This is a genomic window from Pseudomonas sp. SDO524_S393, from assembly GCF_054071875.1.
The window spans coordinates 115,592-134,005 of record NZ_JBSVVZ010000003.1; the positions used below are offsets into that span (position 1 = coordinate 115,592).

An 18,414-nucleotide genomic window follows, 5' to 3' on the forward strand; every position below is an offset into this window, starting at 1 on the left:
GATAATGCAGGTTTTGCATGCATTGTCTCGTCGAATTAAGCCGAAGAGCTCGTTCGCCAAGAGCGTCCTAACGTTGATGACGGGCACCGGGCTAGCGCAGATAGTGCCGATTGCATTGTCGCCGATACTGACAAGGCTCTATTCGCCACAAGACTTCGGCGTTTTTGCCTTGTATGGGTCTATCTGCGCAATCCTGGCTGTGATCGTTACAGGGAAATATGAACTTGCAATCGTTGTCCCCAAGCATGATAGCGAAGCAATCAACCTGGTTGCTGTAACCTTCATATTGAGCTTGACGGTAAGTCTCATCCTGTTAGGCATCGTGTTGGTGTGGGACGCCCAGATCGTTATGTTGCTTGGCCACCCAGAAGTGCAAACGGTGCTGTATTTGGTCCCGTTTGCCACGTTGATCCTGGGTTGCTATTACGCTCTTAACTTCTGGGCTAACCGCCGTTCGCTTTATAAGAGCATGGCAATCAGTAGAGTGGTTCAAAGTGGAGCCAGCGGAGCCATACAACTTGCGGCGGGCTTCTCCAAAATTGGTCTGCTGGGTTTGATTTTTGGACAAATTGTCGGACAGGCACTGTCTACTCTGTTTTTGGTGAGGTCGTTGTACGGTGCGGAGCGCAGTCTGTTTCGGCGTATTAGCATCAAACGGATGCTCTACGTGGTGCGCAGGCACATCGGCTACCCGAAGTATATGGTTCCGGGACAAGCGATGAGCGTGGGGGCGACTGAAATGCCACTTTTGCTCTTGACGGTTTTCTTTGGTGCGGGTGTTGCGGGGTTCTACTCGCTCGCTCAACGGGTCATGGCAGCTCCATTGAGCTTAGTCGCAAACGCGATCGGTGATGTCTACCGGCAAAGGGCGGCGGAGCAATATGCTCGTAATGGTGAGTGCCTGGCTATCTTCGTCGGTTCACTCAAGCGACTCGTACTGCTTGCCTTTCTACCTATGTTGCCGGTGCTAGCGTTTGGTCCCTGGCTATTCGCGTTTGTATTTGGTGATAGCTGGCGAGCCGCGGGTGAGGTCGCGTCGGTGTTGTCTGTGTTGATATTTTTCCAGACGCTGTCGTCGCCATTGAGTAGCACAATTTTACTGCCTGGATGGCTACACCTGGATTCGTTATGGCAATTGACACGGTTGTGCATTGCGGGATTGGTGTTTTACATATGCGACAGGGCTGGAGTTGGCTATAAAGTAGCGATTATCGCCCATGTCTGTGCATTTTCGTGTCTCTATTTGCTGCATTCCTATTTTCAGTACAGGGCTGCGCGTGGAACCGCACGGTCGCAAACAGATAATTTTCTATAAATGCTCGCCGTATTATTGGAATGAGCATTTTGGACTTGGCTTGATGAAGGGAAATATTTTTTATGAAAAAGCACATAATTTTTTACGTACTCCTTTTGTCCCTGGCGGCGTGCGGGAAACCAGTCGTCAAACCAGTCGCCAAAGCAGTGGATGGAGATAAAATACTTTCTAAGGTCGTTGTAGGTATTGATCACGATTATCCTGGCCGGGGTCTCCCAGACTATCCTTCTGAAGACGCAGCAGACGTTCCGAAAAGCTATGCGTTGATTCTTTTAGGGGCAGTGGAAGAGGCAAGGATCAACAAACGGCAAAGCATCAATGAACTTGGTCAAAAAGCCGGCAAGTGGCTCATTGAGAACTCAGATGCTAACGGCGATGGTGTTATTGGCTGGGGTGTGCCAGTGGCGTGGGATGCTTACGGGGACGGTTCTGTCAATCCGGGAAATACGGAATATGCTATCTCTACCGCGATTGTCGTGGACGCGCTATTGGGATGGGAAACCTATGTCAATAAAGAACGGAAAGAAGAAATTCATACGCTGATTGAGAAAGCTCTGCAACCTTACCTGTCGACCAGTATGCGAACCCCTGCTGGAATGCTGCCTTATTCTCTACTAGTGCAAGATAGAAAGTATGACACGTTCAACTCCGCCGTTTATCTCGCAGGGCAAATGCAGCGATACGCGAAAGTCACCGGGCGCCCAGATTTAAAGGATGAGTTGAGTTTCGCGGCAGATACGACAATGGCCGCGCTCATCCAAAATAGAAAAATCTCACCTAGAAGTGGCTCGTGGTATTGGAATTACTCAATTCAAGAAGATAACCCTAATGATTTGCCACACGCGGGTTATATTATAGAGGGTGTGCTGACGTACATTGAAAACAATGGCCGTCTGTCATCCAGCTTCGACAACGATAAGGTGTTTGGTCATCTCATGGATTTTTTTGGTGATGATGGAAATCTACGTGGTTGGCCAGCATTCCGTCCGGAAATTACAACCCCGGCGCGGTTGTACGATTTGAGTATTGCTGCGCAACTGATGTGCCGTTTCAAAGACCCTATTTCTGGGAACCTATTTTTGGGAGAGGTTGAACGCTATGCTTCCTCCTCGGGTGGCTATCTTAAGTATCCAGTTGGTATGCAAGACAATAAGCGAATTGCTGAGTATGAAGCTTATCTTTATCGGGCGCTGATTGCATGCGGGTTCAAAACTGATGAAAAGTAGCAGGCTCGTAATCCTCTTTCTCTTGGTGGTCGTTGTTATAGGCGCGGGTGCCGTTGGATACAAGCGATCTAAAGATGAAGCAGATTTGAGTAGTATTTCAAATTGGGATGTTTCGCGCTATCACTCGCCAAGAAGCGCTGTTATCTCAGTACCGAGTCCAGTTGGTTTTTCCAGAGTTCCCCTAACGTGGTTTGGTGGTTTGAGCGAGTCGCTGGGTGAGCTTTATGTGAATGAATATTATGTATCAAAGTTCGTTGCGCCAGGGTTAGAAATATTATTTCCGTTTTCTGGTGTTCCTGTAGATCTCCAGATTATTAACGGTCAGTACAACTTTGCTTTTCGGAAGGTGTTTGGTGGTCAGCTTTATTGGTTGACCTACGATAAAGCAGGCCAATTATTAAAGGAGCAACCGATCATCTTCGATGATGTGGATTTCCCTATATTTCGTGCATCCGTAGTAGGTGAGGGGCACTTGTACTGGGTGTTGTACGATAATAAAAAAAGAAAGAATTTTTTGATGGGTGTTGATCAGGCTGTCACAGGTTCTGGTTTGATGATCGAGCTTCCGACTTTTTACCCCCCTGCGGGTGGGACCTATGAAATGGAGCCGCCTATCTTTATAGTAGGTGATGCTAAACACGGATTTGAGCTGATTGCAGGCGCTCTGCATGCAAAGATTAAAGACGGCAAAGTCGAGTCGCAACGGCTCTCGTACTGTGAGACAGTCGTGGAGGCTATTTTTACCAAAGAGGGTCCGGTTGTACTGTGTCGTACTCCGGAAACCGATAGAAGTTCTTATTTAATGAGTGCAGTCGGTCAAGGCGAGCCGAAGCGTTTTGATATGGCAGCGGGTATTCCTTGGGATCTTCACTACTCACAAGTTGATGGCACTGTTACAGTAAAACGAGCACAGTCAAAGAAAGATATTTTGGCAATGTTTTTACGAGACATGCGTCATGGTCAACAGAGCGGTGTACTCGAATTCGGAGTGAATAATATAGAAGGGCGAGTTCCTTGGTCCCAAATCTATTATCTGAACGGTTTGATGGATGTGCTTTTGTTGTCCGAACTCAATTCGGACGCTCACGGCATCTTCGAGGCGCTGACGAATGATCTGGTAAGCAGGATTGTTCTAGAAATGCGCTCTTTGGATGATTTGCTTGACTCAAATCAGGGGTTCTACACCAAAGGGTTCACCCATGACAGGTCTCCAGCTCTTTTTGCTGTTCAAACCAGTCGATTGTTGTTATTGCTTGATAGGTACGCTGAAGACTTCCCTAAAGCCCCGCGTTTAAGAAATACAGAAAAGCTGCGGAGCATGGTCGCGACTTTAAAGGGACATATTGATCAACTGGCGCATGAGGGCGAGGACCCCGCCTGGATGAAATCAGGCAGTGCTCATCTGAGGTGGCCTAAGTGCAGCGCATTCTATTTCGATGGTATGGCGGTGCCGTTTAATCATCAGAATGAATGGGCGTATTCATTATTTAATTCGGCTCGCGTCCGAGGTGAAAGCAGTAGCTCTCCTGATCTCAACGATCAGCGCGATATTATCGAGTTCTTCCTTCATCGATTGAGCACTAACGGAAAGTTTCCCTCGGTAGACAATTGGTATTACTGGTATGGTCATGCTTATGATGGTTGGACTGACGCAGAAATGCGCTCATGTAATATGCCATCCTACCCAGGTGATCATGGTTTAGCTTGGATCTCTTTCAGGACGATTGACTTTATGTCAGTCATGTCTTCACTTGATTTCATTAAAGATTTGGATGGTAAGCGACTCACGGAAAGTGGGGTTGAGGTCGTCAAGCGCGGAGATGTTTTCCCTTTTGCATCACGGTCGCTGTTGGCGGTTGGTAAAACGCCGCAGATAGAGATTTCAGTATTGGAGCGGTATTACAGAGTGACCGCTCCATGGGAGATTGCCAACGCGCCTTGGGCGCTGGTAATGGGTTTTGATGTTAGTAACAATCTTCGATCGCCAAAATAAATAATAGAGATGGCTGATATGATAGATGCTGCCCAAGATATTAATAGGCGTGGGAAATGGGAATTTATTTTAAGTAAAGAGCTTTGGGGGGGCGTAGCCATGTCTGCCCCTTTTTACTCAGAGTTTTTCTCATGGCGTTGGGCAGCACTGTTAATTGCACCATTGCTACTTTTGACTTGCGTAAGTGGTGAAAGAATAAAAGCACCCTCCATTGCGGTGTTGCCTATGCTGTGTTTGTTGCTGCTTCATTTGGTTGCATTGGGCGTCAGTGATACCGCATTTGCATCCATAGTTATGAAGGATCTTGTCATTGCATCAACTCTTCTTCTTGTCTATTTTTTGATAAATGGGGACATATCCTACGGGTTTTTTTTGGCATTACTGCCGCTTGCTTTGTTTACTGCTGTATTAGGGTTAGTGAAAGCTGCGCTTTTGGATCGAGGCTATATACTTTGGTTTATTGCTGATAATTGCTCTTTCTATCCAGCAGGTTCTGCCTTGTGTATTAACTATAATAATCTAGGGTTAATATGGTTGGTCGCGGCGCTTGGTTGTTTAAGGCTTCGCATCTGGTGCACTATGGCGTTTTTAATAGCGGCGGGCGTCTTATCGAGTTCTCGTCGTTTCGTCGTACTTACCTTTTTTCTCCCTGTTGTGTGGTTATTCCTCGAAGGGCGTTCAGCGGTTGCCAAGATCATGTTTTCAGTGATTTTTTCCGCTGTCTTGGTTTATGTGGTCGCGGACCCAATTTCGTTTGATCGTTATAGAGTAGGTGGTGAGCCATTCAGGGTTTTGGCGTTTGAATTAAGTAATTTCGATTCTGAAACTTTTGAGCCTGCAGAGGCTTTTAAAAGTGACATTGTCACGGCTACCGTAAATCGTTCAGCGCCAATGCTCATGCTTGACACTATGGCAGATGGTACGCTTGGTACACAATCTCGCACGGCTTTCTGGAAGCTCGGTGCTTCTATGCTAAGCTGGTTTCCGCAAGGTTGGAGTTATCATAAAATTTTTTCGTGCACTTTTTCATCTTGCTCAGAGTTTCATTATCCACATATGTCTGTTATGGCTGAGTGGATTGTTGGAGGCGTAATTTTCGGTCTTGTCGCTATTGCCTTCTATGTTTGGCCCTTCCTGTTGGTATTGCGTACCGGACGTGTTTTACCAATCGCCCTATTTTTGGTGACGCTCCCTTATTCTTTGATATCTGGAGACACGGTCTTTTCTTTACCAATGTGTATTGCTGGCATGCTTGTAGCGCTCAGTTCTGTGCAAAAAACTGCATGGAGAGTATCGTAATGCGCCGCGCTATTATCCTAATCTATCATCTAAAAGGCAGATGAAAATCTAACATAGCATGAAAAAAATCTTGCATTTGACTCATACGGACATTGAGTTCGACTCTCGAATTCTCAAGGAAATGGGCGCTATTGCCGCTGCTGGATATGCGGTGAGTGGGATAGGGGTCGTGCTTGACGAAGGCGCGCAAAAATCAGTAGTACCATTCGAAGCACACATTGAGGCGCTTACGCTGCGTGCACGCAAGCTGACTTTCCTGCCCAGGACATTGAGGCATATTGCGACGCTTTTTGAGTTGGTGGTAAAAATGCTGCCGCGTGCAATTCGACAGCGTCCCGACATCGTTCATTGTCACGATACGTTGGCGTTGCCATTGGGCGTTATTGTAAAGTTGTTTACAGGCGCCAAGCTTGTGTATGACGCTCATGAGCTTGAGTCCAATCGAAATGGCCTGACCCGGCTCCAGGGCACCTTGACCCTGCGCACTGAAAAGCTATTGTGGCGCTTCGTCGACGCCTTGATTGTGGTCAGTCCTTCGATTCAGAAATGGTATCGAGAGGCGATCGGGCCAAAGTACTCTGCGGTCATTCTTAATTCGCCGTTGTTCTCTGAGACAGCAGTGCAGGAGAGCGACTACCTCAGGAATAAGTTCCAGATTCCCGCCCAAAGCAAGATTTTTATCTACGTGGGGATCTTGGGGCACGGGCGTGGTATTGATCTGCTTTGTGAGGCTTTCAAGCATTCCGATATTCAGTCGCACATTGTATTCCTGGGGTATGGTGAATTGAGCGATGAGCTCAAGCGCTTGGCTGCTGAGCATTCGAACGTGCATGTTCACGACGCGGTACCGCACTCGCAGGTCGTCCCGATCGCGCAATCTGCTGATTTTGGTTTGTGTCTGGTGCAGAATGTTTCACTGAGCGATTACTACTGCTTGCCGAATAAGCTTTTCGAATACTGCTTCGCCGGTGTACCGGTGCTGGCTTCGGATTTTCCTGACATTCGCGCAGTGCTGTCGGAGTACGGTATAGGCGAGTGCTGTAACCTTGCCTCTGATGACGTCCTTCGGGCCATCCGTGAGCTTGAACGATCGGGGAAAACCTATAATTTTTCGAATTTGACATCGCTCAGCTGGCAAGCGCAGGAGCAAAAATTGCTCGGCCTTTACCAGCAGTGCCTGTCATCTGAAAACACTTACATTCCTGATTGACCTGAAACGCGACGCGAGTGTTTTGCATCGGTCCTTACTGCTGCTGATAGGGTTTCAGCCTTGGAAATGGCTTGCTCAGGCCGAGGGGCACTAGCGTCGACTGGCAGGTTAGGTCAAGCAGGCAATAACCCACTGAGTCATCGTGGGACAATTAATTAATACGGGCTATGCTATGTGTGGGATTTTTGGGGTTATTGCGGAGAGCAAGGTCAGTAAAGAAGGCCTGATTACATTGGCGTTGCATGCCAGGCAGCGTGGTCGCGATTCCAGCGGTCTCATTTACGCTGACGCGTCGGATTATCAGGTCAAGCGGGCCGACTATGACATAAAGAAACTGCTGTCGGAAGTCAAACCGTTCGACGCGCCTTTTGTACTGGGTCATAGCCGTCTGATCACAAATGGCCTCTCCGATAACCAACCCGTTGTTCGGGGTGGGATTTGTGTCATTCACAACGGCATCATCGTGAATGATGCTGACGTCTGGCAACAGATCAAACCTCAGCGCACGCTTGAAATCGATAGTGAGGTCATTGCTGCAATTACTGAGCAACACCTCGAAGAAAATAACGATAGTCTGGACGGTCTGGCCGAGAAGATACTTTCTCTCTGTGTCGGTGTCATTGCGTGTGCGATCGTTGTTCCTCGACTCGGTAAAGCGCTTTTGTTTTCCAACAACGGCAGCCTTTATATCGGCGCATCTAAGGACGGAGTGTGTTTTTCTTCGGAGATGTTCCCTCTGACGCAGATTGGGTGCATAGACATTCGCCAAATCAGAGAAACAGGTGTAGTGCTGGACTTACCGGCGGCAGACAAGATCGCGATCAACGATCGCAATCAGCGTGTGCATAACTTGATTCCTCCGTTCCAGTTTATTACGTCGGAAGAAAACCTTCTCCAATACCCCAAGCCTAATTTGCGCCGTTGCACACGCTGTATTCTGCCCGAGACGATGCCTTTTATTGAGTTTGATTCGGAGGGCGTGTGTAACTATTGTCACAACTACACGCCGCGTAACGTACCCAAGCCCAAGGAAGAACTATTCAACCTTGTGGAGTCCTATCGTCGTGCGGGTGCGACAGATTGCATCGTGCCTTTCTCTGGCGGGCGAGACAGCTGCTATGGCCTGCACCTGATTGTCAAAGAATTGAAGATGAATGCGGTGACCTACACCTATGACTGGGGGATGGTGACTGATCTTGGGCGGCGTAACATCAGTCGTATGAGTGCCGAATTGGGCGTAGAAAACATTATCATTGCTGATGATATTGCCAAAAAACGCAAAAATATTGCGGTCAACCTTGCTGCGTGGCTCAAGGCCCCTCACCTGGGGATGATTAGTATCTTGACCGCCGGCGATAAGCACTTCTTCCGCCACATTGAAACAGTTAAGCAGCAAACGGGTGTGGGCTTGAACTTGTGGGGTGTCAACCCACTTGAAGTGACTCACTTCAAGGCCGGCTTTCTCGGTGTTCCTCCTGCATTTGAAGAAAAGCGTGTTTACATGCACGGTTGGCGCAAGCAGATGGAGTATCAAAGCTTGCGTTTCAAAGCCATGCTCAAGAGCCCAGGTTATTTCAACAGTTCGCTGTGGGATACGTTATCTGGCGAGTACTACCGCAGCTTCACTGAGAAGAAAGACTACTACCATATCTTCGACTACTGGCGTTGGGATGAGAAGGTCATCGATGACACTCTGATCAATGACTATGGCTGGGAAACTGCTATTGATACCAGCACCACATGGCGTATTGGGGATGGTACGGCCGGCCTCTATAACTACATTTATTACCTCGTCGCAGGTTTCTCTGAGCATGATACGTTCCGTAGTAATCAGGTTCGCGAAGGCGAAATGACTCGCGAGCGTGCGCTTGAATTGGTAGGAGTGGAAAATCGACCGCGCTACCAGAATATTCGCTGGTACCTCGATGCGCTGGGGATGGATTTCACCGAGGTCATCAAAACAGTCAACTCGATCCCCCGGTTATATAGAGATTGAGTGGGCGTGTTGAAGCAATGAACAAGACAATTTGGTACGTAACGAAGTACTTTTCACCCAAGACGGCAACCAGCCCAGGAGGGCGTGGTTGGTTTCTGGTGGACGAGATGAAGCGGGCTGGGCATCCGGTCGTGGTCATTACATCGGATTCCAACAATCTCGTTGACGTACCTGTTTTGCACAAGCGGGTTACGGTGGTAGATGCCGACGGGGTGAAGATAGTCTGGCTCAGGACAATGAAGTACTCCGTTGCCAAGTCGCTTCGCCGAATCGTGAGCTGGTTCCACTTTGAGTGGAATCTGTTCAGGCTGAACAAGGCAAACCTTGAGCGGCCGGATGTGATTATCGTCTCCAGCCTGTCGCTGCTCACGATTATCAATGGTCTGTTATTACGGTCCAGGTATAAATGCCGCTTGGTGTTTGAGGTGCGCGATATCTGGCCGTTGACGATCGTTGAGGAGGGAGGCTTCAGCAACCGGAATATCTTTGTCCAAGGGTTGGCTTGGTTGGAGCGAATCGCCTACAGAAAGTCCGATGCGATTGTCGGCACCATGCCAAACCTGCGTGAGCATGTCAGGGCCGAAACCGGTTTGGATCGTCCTGTATTCTGCGTTCCTATGGGCGTTGCTGAGGATCATCTTATTGAGGCCCCAGCGCTTGCGCCCGAATATGTTGAACGTTACCTGTCGAGTGAAAAGTTCAAGGTCGTCCACGCTGGCACCATTGGCATCACCAATGCCTTGGACGTTTTCTTCGAGGCCGCGCAGACCATGTGTGATGACGTGGATGTCGAGTTTGTGATCGTGGGTGATGGAGCTCTCAAGGAAAGCTATCAGAACCTGTACGGTCATCTTCCAAACCTAGTGTTCGCGGAAAAAGTGTCTCGCAACCAAGTCCAATCTGTGCTGGTTAAGGGGAGCGTTTTGTATTTCTCTGTCCATGATTCGAAGGTGTGGGACTACGGGCAGTCGCTGAACAAAGTCATTGATTACATGTTGGCGGCTAAACCCATTATTGCCTCCTACAATGGTTACCCCTCGATGATCGACGAATCTGGCTGTGGAGTGTTTGTTCCTGCGGCGGATGTTGATGCGCTGGTCGCGGCGGTTCGGGACATGAAATCAAAGAGTGTTGAAGAGCGCTCGGCGATGGGCGAGCGGGGTCGTCAATGGCTATTGGAAAACAGGCGTTATTCCAAATTGGCCCAGGATTACCTGTCGATACTGTTTTAAGGTGGTATGAAATTGAAGCGGGTGATTGATTTTGTGCTTGCACTGATAGGCTTGATTGCACTGGCTCCCATCATTGTCGGTGTTGCATGGGCAATCAGGAAGAAACTGGGCTCCCCAGTCATTTTTTCCCAAGTTCGCCCTGGGTTGAACGGCAAGCCGTTCAGAATGGTCAAGTTTCGCACTATGAGGGATGCATTCGATGCAAAGGGGCAGCCGTTACCGGATTCCGAACGAATGACCTCATTCGGCAACTTACTGCGTTCCAGCAGCCTGGACGAGTTGCCGGAGCTGTGGAATGTGCTCAAGGGCGATATGAGTCTTGTCGGCCCGCGCCCGCTGCTCATGGAGTACTTGCCTCTCTATAATGCCGAACAGTACCGTCGACACGAAGTCCGACCGGGTATCAGCGGCTGGGCGCAAGTCAACGGGCGCAATGCGCTGAGCTGGGATGAGAAGTTCAAATTGGACGTCTGGTATGTCGATAATCGCTCAGTCTGGCTGGATTTCAAGGTAATTTGCCTGACGCTTAAAAAGGTTCTGGTTCGCGACGGTATCAATGCCGAAGGCGAGGCAACCATGTCGAAGTTCACGGGTAACCCGTCGTGAAACGTTTAGCGATTCTAGGTGCCAGTGGGCACGGTAAGGTTGTAGCAGATACCGCCGAGTGTTGTGGCTGGCAGACTATTGAATTTTTCGATGATGCCTGGCCCAAGCTTCAACACAACGGTCCGTGGGCGGTTGTCGGAAATACCGCTGCACTGCGCGAGTGTCTTGATAGGTTTGACGGTGTTATCGTCGCTATAGGCGATAACGCTGTACGTTACAGTAAGTTGCTTGAGCTTCAGGCCGCGGGTGCTCACCTTTGCAGCCTGGTGCACCCTGCGGCGACTGTCAGTCGTCATGCGGTGCTCGAGAAGGGCTCCGTGGTGTTCGCCCAAGCGGTAATTAACGTGGGTGTGCGGATCGGTCTGGGGAGTGTTCTGAACACTGGCTGTAGTGTGGACCATGACTGCGTATTGGGTGCTGCAGTGCACGTCAGCCCTGGAGCCCGGTTGGCGGGTGGTGTCTGCGTTGGCGATTTGAGCTGGGTGGGTATCGGTGCTAGTGTTCGCCAATTGATACGAATTGGTGCACGGGTGGTTGTCGGAGCGGGTGCTGCGGTGACGACTGACGTGGCTGACGCGCTGACAGTCGTCGGCGTCCCTGCGCGTGTCTTGGTCAGCAAGCAGCTTCGGTAGACCTGATCTGTTGCGTCGGCTGAGTGCACCGGCTAATAAATTGTACGGTACTGTCCATTTTCCGGGCCTCACGTTTTTATTTCATTATTGCAGTGGGTGGCGGCGAGTTAGCCATCGGCGCTTTTATTCCTTTGTGAAGAGCCTTAATTTGTGTTGAATACTCCTTTTTCTCCATGGCCCTCCTTTACCGAGGAAGAAGCCGATGCCGTGCGTAATGTCATTCTTTCCAACAAGGTCAATTATTGGACGGGGCAAGAGTGTCGCGAGTTTGAACGTGAGTTTGCCGCTTGGGTAGGTACTGAGTACGCCGTTTCACTTGCCAATGGAACGGTCGCTTTGGATCTTGCGCTCAAGGCCTTGGAAATTGGTGCCGGCGATGAGGTTGTGGTGACTCCGCGAACTTTTCTTGCCTCTGTCTCATCCATTGTCAATGCCGGTGCTGTACCGATATTTGCTGAGGTCGATCGCGACTCGCAGAATATTACTGCTGACACTATTCGTGCGGTACTAAGCCCCCGTACAAAAGCGGTGATTTGTGTACACCTCGCCGGATGGCCGTGTGATATGGATCCCATCATGGAGCTGGCTGATAAGCATGGCCTTAAGGTAATTGAGGATTGTGCCCAGGCCCATGGTGCCATGTATAAAGGCCGTATGGTTGGTTCGATCGGTCACGTAAGCGCCTGGTCGTTCTGCCAGGACAAGATAATGACGACGGGTGGTGAAGGCGGAATGGTCACCACCAATGATAGAGCGCTATGGTCGCGAATGTGGTCGTTCAAAGACCATGGTAAAAGCTGGGAGGCCGTATACGAACGACAGCACGCTCCTGGTTTCCGTTGGTTGCACGAGAGCTTCGGCACCAATTGGCGTATGTTGGAAGTACAGGCCGCCATTGGCCGTATCCAGTTGAGACGGATGACCAGTTGGCAAGCTGACCGTTTGGCTAATGCCGAGAGGGTCTGGGCAGTTGCAGGCGAGTTCCCTGCACTGCGAGTTCCTTGCATACCGCAGGATGTTCTGCACGCAGCCTACAAAGCCTACGTTTTTGTTGAGCCGGCTTTCTTGAAAGCGGGATGGAGCAGGGATCGCATTCTCAAGGAGATCTTCGAGAGTGGTGTGCCTGCCTTCTCGGGTTCCTGTTCCGAGGTGTATTTGGAGAAAGCATTCGATGGAACCGATTGGCGACCGTCGAAGCCATTACCCGTGGCCAAGGAACTGGGCGAGACCAGTTTAATGTTTCTGGTGCACCCGACGCTCACTAAGCGAGACATGGACAAGACTTGCACCGTATTGCGAGAAGTGATGGCGCAGGCCCACAACATTGACAGTTTCTAGCACCCAGCAAACGACGTATTACTTTATATAGCCTCAGATCCGCGGGAAGCGGAGGCAGGACCCCTACTGATGATGGATAAATTAAGAGCAGGCCTTCTGGGACTGCCACGGCGCTACAAACGCGCACTGCAGATCGTGGTCGATTTGCTGCTGGTGTGGTTGGCGCTTTGGATGTCATTCATTGTGCGCTTGGGGGTCGATGACCCGGGTAGGCCGATGTTCGACCACCCATGGTTGTTCCTCGCCGCCCCCATGATTGCAATACCGATCTTTATCCGCTTCGGAATGTATCGGGCGGTAATGCGTTACTTTGGCAATGATGCCCTTATGGTCATCTTTAAAGCGGTAGGCTTGTCATCGTTGTTGTTGGCGCTAACGGTCTATTGGTACAGCAACCATGCAAGCCTGGTACCCCGGTCAATCATCTTCAACTATTGGTGGTTGAGCATGGTGATGCTTGGTGGGTTGCGTGTGCTGATGCGCCATTATTTCATGCGAGATTGGTTCTCAGCAGTGCAGCACGTGCCGTTTGCCAATCCCTCGGATGGATTACCACGTGTCGCCATCTATGGTGCCGGCGCTGCCGGAAATCAGCTGTTGGCAGCGTTACGCATGGGCCGCACAATGCGTCCGGTGGCATTTATCGATGACGATCCTGATATTGCCGGCCGTGTAATTTCTGGCTTACACGTCTATAAGTCGCACAGTATTCAGCGAATGATCGATGAGTTAGGCGCCCAGGAAGTGCTCATGGCGATTCCGTCTTCGACTCGTACGCGCCGACGCGAGATCTTGAGCTATCTGGAGGGTTTCCCGGTGCACGTTCGAAGCGTGCCGGGTCTCATGGATCTGGCCGGTGGGCGGGTCAAGGTCGATGATATCCAAGAAGTGGATATTGCTGACTTGCTGGGTCGAGATGCGGTGCCACCGCAGGAAGGATTGCTCGAACGCTGTGTAACGGGCAAGGTAGTGATGGTTACCGGTGCGGGCGGTTCCATCGGCTCTGAGCTCTGCCGGCAGATCATGTGCCTCAGACCCACCACGCTGTTGTTATTCGAGCACAGTGAGTTCAACCTTTACAGCATCCTTAGCGAACTAGAGCAACGCGTTCAGCGAGGGGCTTTAAATGTTGCGTTATTGCCGATACTGGGTTCGGTTCGTGACGCTGCCAAGCTGTTGCATGTCATGTCGACTTGGCGGGTAGATACTATTTATCATGCTGCTGCCTACAAGCATGTGCCGATGGTCGAGCACAACATTGCAGAGGGCGTTCTGAATAACGTCATAGGCACCCTCAATTCAGCTCAGGCTGCTTTGCAGGCGGGTGTGGCCAACTTTGTACTCATCTCGACCGACAAAGCAGTGCGGCCGACCAATGTCATGGGCAGTAGCAAGCGTCTGGCGGAAATGATCCTACAGGCGTTGAGCAGGGAAAATTCAATTGTGCCGTTGCACGGTAAGCCAAACATCTCGCACATCAATTCGACCCGTTTCACCATGGTCCGTTTCGGTAACGTGTTGGGCTCCTCAGGTTCAGTTATTCCATTGTTCCGCCAGCAGATAAAAGCTGGCGGCCCGTTGACGGTGACGCATCCAAAGATTACCCGCTACTTCATGACCATCCCAGAGGCCGCGCAACTAGTCATTCAGGCCGGATCGATGGGGCAGGGTGGGGAGGTTTTCGTACTCGACATGGGCGTGCCCATCAAAATTGTAGAGTTGGCAGAAAAGATGGTTCATCTTTCGGGCTTGAGCATTCGCACCGAACGCAATCCGCTTGGCGACGTCGCAATTGAATTCACCGGTTTGCGTCCGGGTGAGAAACTCTATGAGGAGTTGCTCATTGGTGACAACGTTGAGGCGACCCAGCACCCAATGATCATGAGTGCTAATGAAGATCACTTGTCCTGGGATGTACTCAAGGATCGCCTAGTATTGTTACTGGCGGCTGTATCGGTTGACGACTATGCACGTGTGCGGCAACTTTTGAAGGAGACAGTCAGCGGTTACTCACCGGACGGAGAGATCGTTGATTGGATCTATCAAAAACGACGAATGGATCCTTGAGGTAATACCGGAGGGGTTGAGTTTTACGCCTCATATTCTGTAACCGACACATTTTTGACAGCTCCATACCATCGCCTAAATTTGAGAGGCAGCTTCGGAAAGCTGCTTTTCTCTTATCCATGTCATGGAGCGTCAAATGCAAACCCCATACCTAACCTCCCTAATCTTCGCCTTCCTTACCACTCTCTCCCTCACCACCACCGCAGCACCATCCATCAAACCTGAAGCCCCAACCCCTATCACCGCCCAAATGTCCAAAACCGAGCAATCCGCCAAGGTCAATCTCAACGCCGCCGACGCCGAAACCCTGCGCCGTGACCTTTTCGGCATCGGTGCTGCGAAAGCGTATGCGCCCGGTTAACCCACCTTGCGTGATTTTACGCGGCCTGCTGGCACGAACTTTCGCCTTTATTAGTGGTTGTGTATTATCAAGGCTGGCCGATGCTGCCAGCCGCTCGCTCCGTAAAGGAAAGGTGAAAGCATATTTTTACAAACCACATCGTATCTCTCTTGATGGTCGAGGTTTGGCAGGGCGAGCACCAAAATGCTTCGACTCCAGGAGAAATAATGTCTTCAATCCAGAAAGCCAAACAGATGGCCAAGAGCCTGCGTGCTTCGTTGGAGAAGCGCAATCAGGAAGTGTCGCACTCCGTTGCACTCGAACTGGTGGCACAGCAACTGGGCTATAAGGACTGGAACGTAGCATCAGCGATGCTTCCGGATGAAGATCCTCAACCCGCTGTCACATTCGACAAAGCAATTCCCATATTGCGAATATTTGACGAGACCAAGGCCCGCGAGTTTTATATTGATTTTCTGGGCTTCAGCGTCGAGTTTGAGCACCGATTCGAAGCGGATCTACCGCTGTATTTAGGAATCAATCGAAACGGGTTACAGCTCCACTTGTCCGAACATCATGGTGATGCCAGTCCAGGGTCGACGATATTTGTTCCGATGCAAAATATCGAAATGCTTCGTGATGAGCTACTTGGCAAACAGTACGGATACGGTCGTCCAGATATTGTCCAGCAGGGATGGGGGCAGGTTCTGGAGGTTTATGACCCTTTCGGTAATCGGATAAGATTCTGCCAAAGCTGAATCTGCTGGACGCTAGATTGGATCTGATCCGTCTCGGATCCTATAGCTAGCGGAATAGCGCCTACCTAAATCCACTTACGTGGTTAGGTAGGCGTCCACCAATGTGGCAACAACTGATCAACCTCACTCGCCCGTTGCGTCGGCAGGCGTGTAAGAACATCCTTCAGGTATGCATATGGGTCATGCCCATTGAGCCGCGCAGACTGGATCAAACTCATGATCGCTGCGGCACGTTTGCCACTGCGTAGCGAGCCTGCGAACAACCAATTCGAGCGGCCAAGAGCCCACGGCCGGATTAGGTTCTCGATTTGATTGTTGTCGATGGGCACAGCACCATCTTCCAGGTAGCGCGTCAGCCCTATCCAGCGTTTGAGGCTGTAATCCAGAGCCTTGGCCGTAGCCGAACCCTCGGGCACAAGTTCGCGTTGGGCCAGCATCCACTCATGCAGTTTTTCGGTGATGGGCACCGCTGTTTCCTGGCGTAATCGCCAGCGATCTTCGTCGCTCATTTCCTTGGCGTTTCGCTCGACTTCGTACAGTCCGCCAATCGAGTGAAGAGCCTGTTCCGCCAACTGGCTTTTATTGGCGATATGCAAATCGAAGAATTTGCGGCGCGCATGGGCCATACAGCCGATTTCGGTGATTCCCAGCTCGAAGCTGGCCTTGTAGCCGGCGAAGTCGTCACAAACCAGCTTGCCGTTCCAGGTGCCCAGGAAGTTACGCGCATGTTCGCCGGCACGGCTGGGGCTGAAGTCGTAGACCACGGCTTTGAGTGCCGAAAACGGCGTCGTGCTGTAGGCCCAGACATAGGCGCGGTGGGTTTTCTTCTCGCCGGGCGCCAGCATTTTTACCGGCGTTTCATCGGCGTGAACCACGCGCTGGGCCAGCACCACTTCGCGCAGCGCATCGACCAGGGGCTGAAGCTGCACGCCAGTTTGGCCCACCCACTGCGCCAGTGTCGAACGCGGGATGGCTAGACCGGCACGACCGAAGATCTTTTCCTGTCGATACAGCGGCAGGTGGTCGGCGAACTTGGCCACCATCACGTGGGCCAGCAGGCCCGCCTTGGGGATACCCTTGTCGATTACCTGCGGCGGCACCGGCGCCTGGATCAGCGTTTCGCATTGGCGGCAGGCCCATTTCCCACGAACGTGCTGTTCGACGGTGAACACGCCCGGCGTGTAGTCCAGCTTCTCACTGACATCTTCGCCGATGCGCTGAAGTTGGCAGCCGCAGGTGCATTGGGTGTTGTCTGGCTCGTGATGGATCACGGTACGCGGGAACTGCGGCGGTAACGGTGCACGCTTGGGTTGCTGGCGTGGTTCTGTCTGCGCAGGTGCAGGACGAAGTGCTCTTAACTCCGCCTCGATGGCTTCTAGGTCGGTATTGAGCAGGTCATCGAGCAAGCTGCCTTGCGCCGGGCTGATCTGCTCGCTGCGCTTGGCGAACTTGTGGCGTTTGAGAATGGCGATTTCGTGAGTGAGTTGCTCGATGATCGTCTCATCACGATGAATCTTTCTGTCCTGCGTGTGGATCTTGGACATCAACTGCGCAGCCAGTGCGCGCAGTTGTTCAGGAGTCATTTGGTCTAGATCGGGTAAGGAAGTCATGCCGTGGATTTTACCAAAGCAGCCCGAGTGCTACAGCTGAAAGGAGCGTTTAAAGCAATGTGATTGCGCCGCCCGCACCGACTCGTTGCCAGGGCAATCCAAGTACCAGTGCCTGAAGTTGTTCGGGGTCGAGTTCGACCTCCGTCCCCCGATGGATGCCTGGCCAATGAAACTTACCTTGGTTCAAGCGCCGCGCCGCCAGCCAGATACCGACGCCGTCGTGCACCAGGACTTTCATCCGGTTCGCCCGGCGGTTGGCAAAGAGGTAAGCGCAGTGCGGCTTCGCCGCACCGAACACCGCGACCACTCTGGCCAACGCGGTCTCAGTGCCGGCGCGCATGTCCATGGGCTCGGTGGCGAGCCAGATGGCATCGACACGAATCATTGGGCCAGGCCACGGATAAAACACGCGCAGCCGTCCGGATCCGAGGCTGGCCACTTTACGGTGATGGATTTATCACCCAGAGGCAGCGAGATGGTGACCATCTCTTCTGTTGCTCGCCTTGGTACCACTTTTACTGGAACGAAAGCCGGCAAGGTTGCAGGCGATTGATCCCGGTAAGCAGGTAGCCACTTGCGGATCACGTTAGCGTTGATGCCGTGATGGATGGCCACGCTGGAAATCGTCGCTCCGGGTTGCAGACATTCCTGAACGACCTGGGCTTTGAATGGTTTGGGGTAAGAGCTTCGTTGGCGCATGATAGTCCTAGCGATAAGGGCGATGGTGTCCGCTTAAAAATACGCGGACACCATCGCCCTTAATGCTGGAGTTCGGTAGGGGACTTGGCCGGA

Annotated in this window: 15 protein-coding genes and 1 pseudogene; 13 read left to right on the forward strand and 3 right to left on the reverse strand. The window is 51.3% G+C overall.

Annotated features, from left to right (window positions below):
* Positions 1 to 4: 4 nt before the first annotated feature.
* The 13 genes and pseudogenes from ACW9IB_RS02890 (at position 5) to ACW9IB_RS02950 (ending at position 16,012) form a co-directional block, all read left to right on the forward strand.
* Positions 5 to 1,315 (forward strand): lipopolysaccharide biosynthesis protein, encoded by a 1,311-nt coding sequence (locus ACW9IB_RS02890; protein ID WP_457412219.1) that lies wholly within the window; start codon positions 5 to 7, stop codon positions 1,313 to 1,315.
* Between the two features lie 62 nt (positions 1,316 to 1,377).
* Positions 1,378 to 2,541, forward strand: a complete 1,164-nt coding sequence (locus ACW9IB_RS02895) for a hypothetical protein (protein ID WP_457412222.1) — start codon at positions 1,378 to 1,380, stop codon at positions 2,539 to 2,541.
* The gene (locus ACW9IB_RS02900; protein WP_457412224.1) at positions 2,531 to 4,534 is read left to right on the forward strand and encodes a hypothetical protein; all 2,004 of its coding nucleotides are present in this window, start codon (positions 2,531 to 2,533) and stop codon (positions 4,532 to 4,534) included. The genes ACW9IB_RS02895 and ACW9IB_RS02900 overlap by 11 nt, the downstream gene beginning before the upstream one ends.
* A gap of 9 nt (positions 4,535 to 4,543) precedes the next feature.
* A complete protein-coding gene (locus ACW9IB_RS02905) occupies positions 4,544 to 5,833 on the forward strand; it encodes a hypothetical protein (RefSeq protein WP_457412226.1) in 1,290 nt (429 codons plus the stop codon).
* A 58-nt stretch (positions 5,834 to 5,891) separates the two neighbouring features.
* The gene (locus ACW9IB_RS02910; protein ID WP_457412229.1) at positions 5,892 to 7,043 is read left to right on the forward strand and encodes a glycosyltransferase; all 1,152 of its coding nucleotides are present in this window, start codon (positions 5,892 to 5,894) and stop codon (positions 7,041 to 7,043) included.
* Between the two features lie 142 nt (positions 7,044 to 7,185).
* Positions 7,186 to 9,039: a hypothetical protein gene (locus tag ACW9IB_RS02915; RefSeq protein ID WP_457412230.1), complete on the forward strand. Its 1,854-nt coding sequence runs from the start codon at positions 7,186 to 7,188 to the stop codon at positions 9,037 to 9,039.
* Between the two features lie 17 nt (positions 9,040 to 9,056).
* Positions 9,057 to 10,271 carry a glycosyltransferase family 4 protein gene (locus ACW9IB_RS02920; RefSeq protein WP_457412233.1) on the forward strand — a complete coding sequence of 405 codons (1,215 nt, stop codon included), beginning with the start codon at positions 9,057 to 9,059 and terminating at the stop codon, positions 10,269 to 10,271.
* A 6-nt stretch (positions 10,272 to 10,277) separates the two neighbouring features.
* Positions 10,278 to 10,877: a sugar transferase gene (locus tag ACW9IB_RS02925; protein ID WP_457412235.1), complete on the forward strand. Its 600-nt coding sequence runs from the start codon at positions 10,278 to 10,280 to the stop codon at positions 10,875 to 10,877.
* A complete protein-coding gene (locus tag ACW9IB_RS02930; protein ID WP_457412238.1) occupies positions 10,874 to 11,509 on the forward strand; it encodes an acetyltransferase in 636 nt (211 codons plus the stop codon). The genes ACW9IB_RS02925 and ACW9IB_RS02930 overlap by 4 nt, the downstream gene beginning before the upstream one ends.
* Positions 11,510 to 11,659: 150 nt before the next feature.
* Positions 11,660 to 12,847 carry a DegT/DnrJ/EryC1/StrS family aminotransferase gene (locus ACW9IB_RS02935; RefSeq protein WP_457412240.1) on the forward strand — a complete coding sequence of 396 codons (1,188 nt, stop codon included), beginning with the start codon at positions 11,660 to 11,662 and terminating at the stop codon, positions 12,845 to 12,847.
* A gap of 72 nt (positions 12,848 to 12,919) precedes the next feature.
* A complete protein-coding gene (locus tag ACW9IB_RS02940; protein WP_457412273.1) occupies positions 12,920 to 14,914 on the forward strand; it encodes a polysaccharide biosynthesis protein in 1,995 nt (664 codons plus the stop codon).
* Positions 14,915 to 15,050: 136 nt separating this feature from the next.
* Positions 15,051 to 15,266, forward strand: a pseudogene (locus ACW9IB_RS02945) (ComEA family DNA-binding protein); the annotation flags it as partial.
* A 215-nt stretch (positions 15,267 to 15,481) separates the two neighbouring features.
* Positions 15,482 to 16,012 (forward strand): glyoxalase superfamily protein, encoded by a 531-nt coding sequence (locus ACW9IB_RS02950; RefSeq protein WP_457412242.1) that lies wholly within the window; start codon positions 15,482 to 15,484, stop codon positions 16,010 to 16,012.
* A gap of 83 nt (positions 16,013 to 16,095) precedes the next feature.
* On the opposite strand, the gene tnpC is transcribed toward ACW9IB_RS02950, so the two are convergent.
* Genes tnpC through tnpA form a run of 3 tightly spaced genes read right to left on the reverse strand, consistent with a single transcriptional unit; the run spans position 16,096 to position 18,321 of the window.
* Positions 16,096 to 17,622, reverse strand: a complete 1,527-nt coding sequence (gene tnpC / locus ACW9IB_RS02955; RefSeq protein WP_457412244.1) for an IS66 family transposase — start codon at positions 17,620 to 17,622, stop codon at positions 16,096 to 16,098.
* 49 nt (positions 17,623 to 17,671) lie between these two features.
* Entirely contained in the window at positions 17,672 to 18,007 is a 336-nt protein-coding gene (gene tnpB, locus ACW9IB_RS02960) for an IS66 family insertion sequence element accessory protein TnpB (protein WP_177009613.1), read from the reverse strand.
* A complete protein-coding gene (tnpA, locus tag ACW9IB_RS02965; RefSeq protein ID WP_145187281.1) occupies positions 18,004 to 18,321 on the reverse strand; it encodes an IS66-like element accessory protein TnpA in 318 nt (105 codons plus the stop codon). The genes tnpB and tnpA overlap by 4 nt, the downstream gene beginning before the upstream one ends.
* Positions 18,322 to 18,414 lie beyond the last annotated feature (93 nt).

Coding starts and splice junctions, on each gene's coding strand:
- ACW9IB_RS02890 (WP_457412219.1), top strand. CDS start 5: ATGCAGGTTTTGCATGCATTGTCTCGTCGAATTAAGCCGAAGAGCTCG.
- ACW9IB_RS02895 (WP_457412222.1), top strand. CDS start 1,378: ATGAAAAAGCACATAATTTTTTACGTACTCCTTTTGTCCCTGGCGGCG.
- ACW9IB_RS02900 (WP_457412224.1), top strand. CDS start 2,531: ATGAAAAGTAGCAGGCTCGTAATCCTCTTTCTCTTGGTGGTCGTTGTT.
- ACW9IB_RS02905 (WP_457412226.1), top strand. CDS start 4,544: ATGGCTGATATGATAGATGCTGCCCAAGATATTAATAGGCGTGGGAAA.
- ACW9IB_RS02910 (WP_457412229.1), top strand. CDS start 5,892: ATGAAAAAAATCTTGCATTTGACTCATACGGACATTGAGTTCGACTCT.
- ACW9IB_RS02920 (WP_457412233.1), top strand. CDS start 9,057: ATGAACAAGACAATTTGGTACGTAACGAAGTACTTTTCACCCAAGACG.
- ACW9IB_RS02925 (WP_457412235.1), top strand. CDS start 10,278: ATGAAATTGAAGCGGGTGATTGATTTTGTGCTTGCACTGATAGGCTTG.
- ACW9IB_RS02940 (WP_457412273.1), top strand. CDS start 12,920: ATGGATAAATTAAGAGCAGGCCTTCTGGGACTGCCACGGCGCTACAAA.
- ACW9IB_RS02950 (WP_457412242.1), top strand. CDS start 15,482: ATGTCTTCAATCCAGAAAGCCAAACAGATGGCCAAGAGCCTGCGTGCT.
- tnpC (WP_457412244.1), bottom strand. CDS start 17,622: ATGACTTCCTTACCCGATCTAGACCAAATGACTCCTGAACAACTGCGC.
- tnpB (WP_177009613.1), bottom strand. CDS start 18,007: ATGATTCGTGTCGATGCCATCTGGCTCGCCACCGAGCCCATGGACATG.
- tnpA (WP_145187281.1), bottom strand. CDS start 18,321: ATGCGCCAACGAAGCTCTTACCCCAAACCATTCAAAGCCCAGGTCGTT.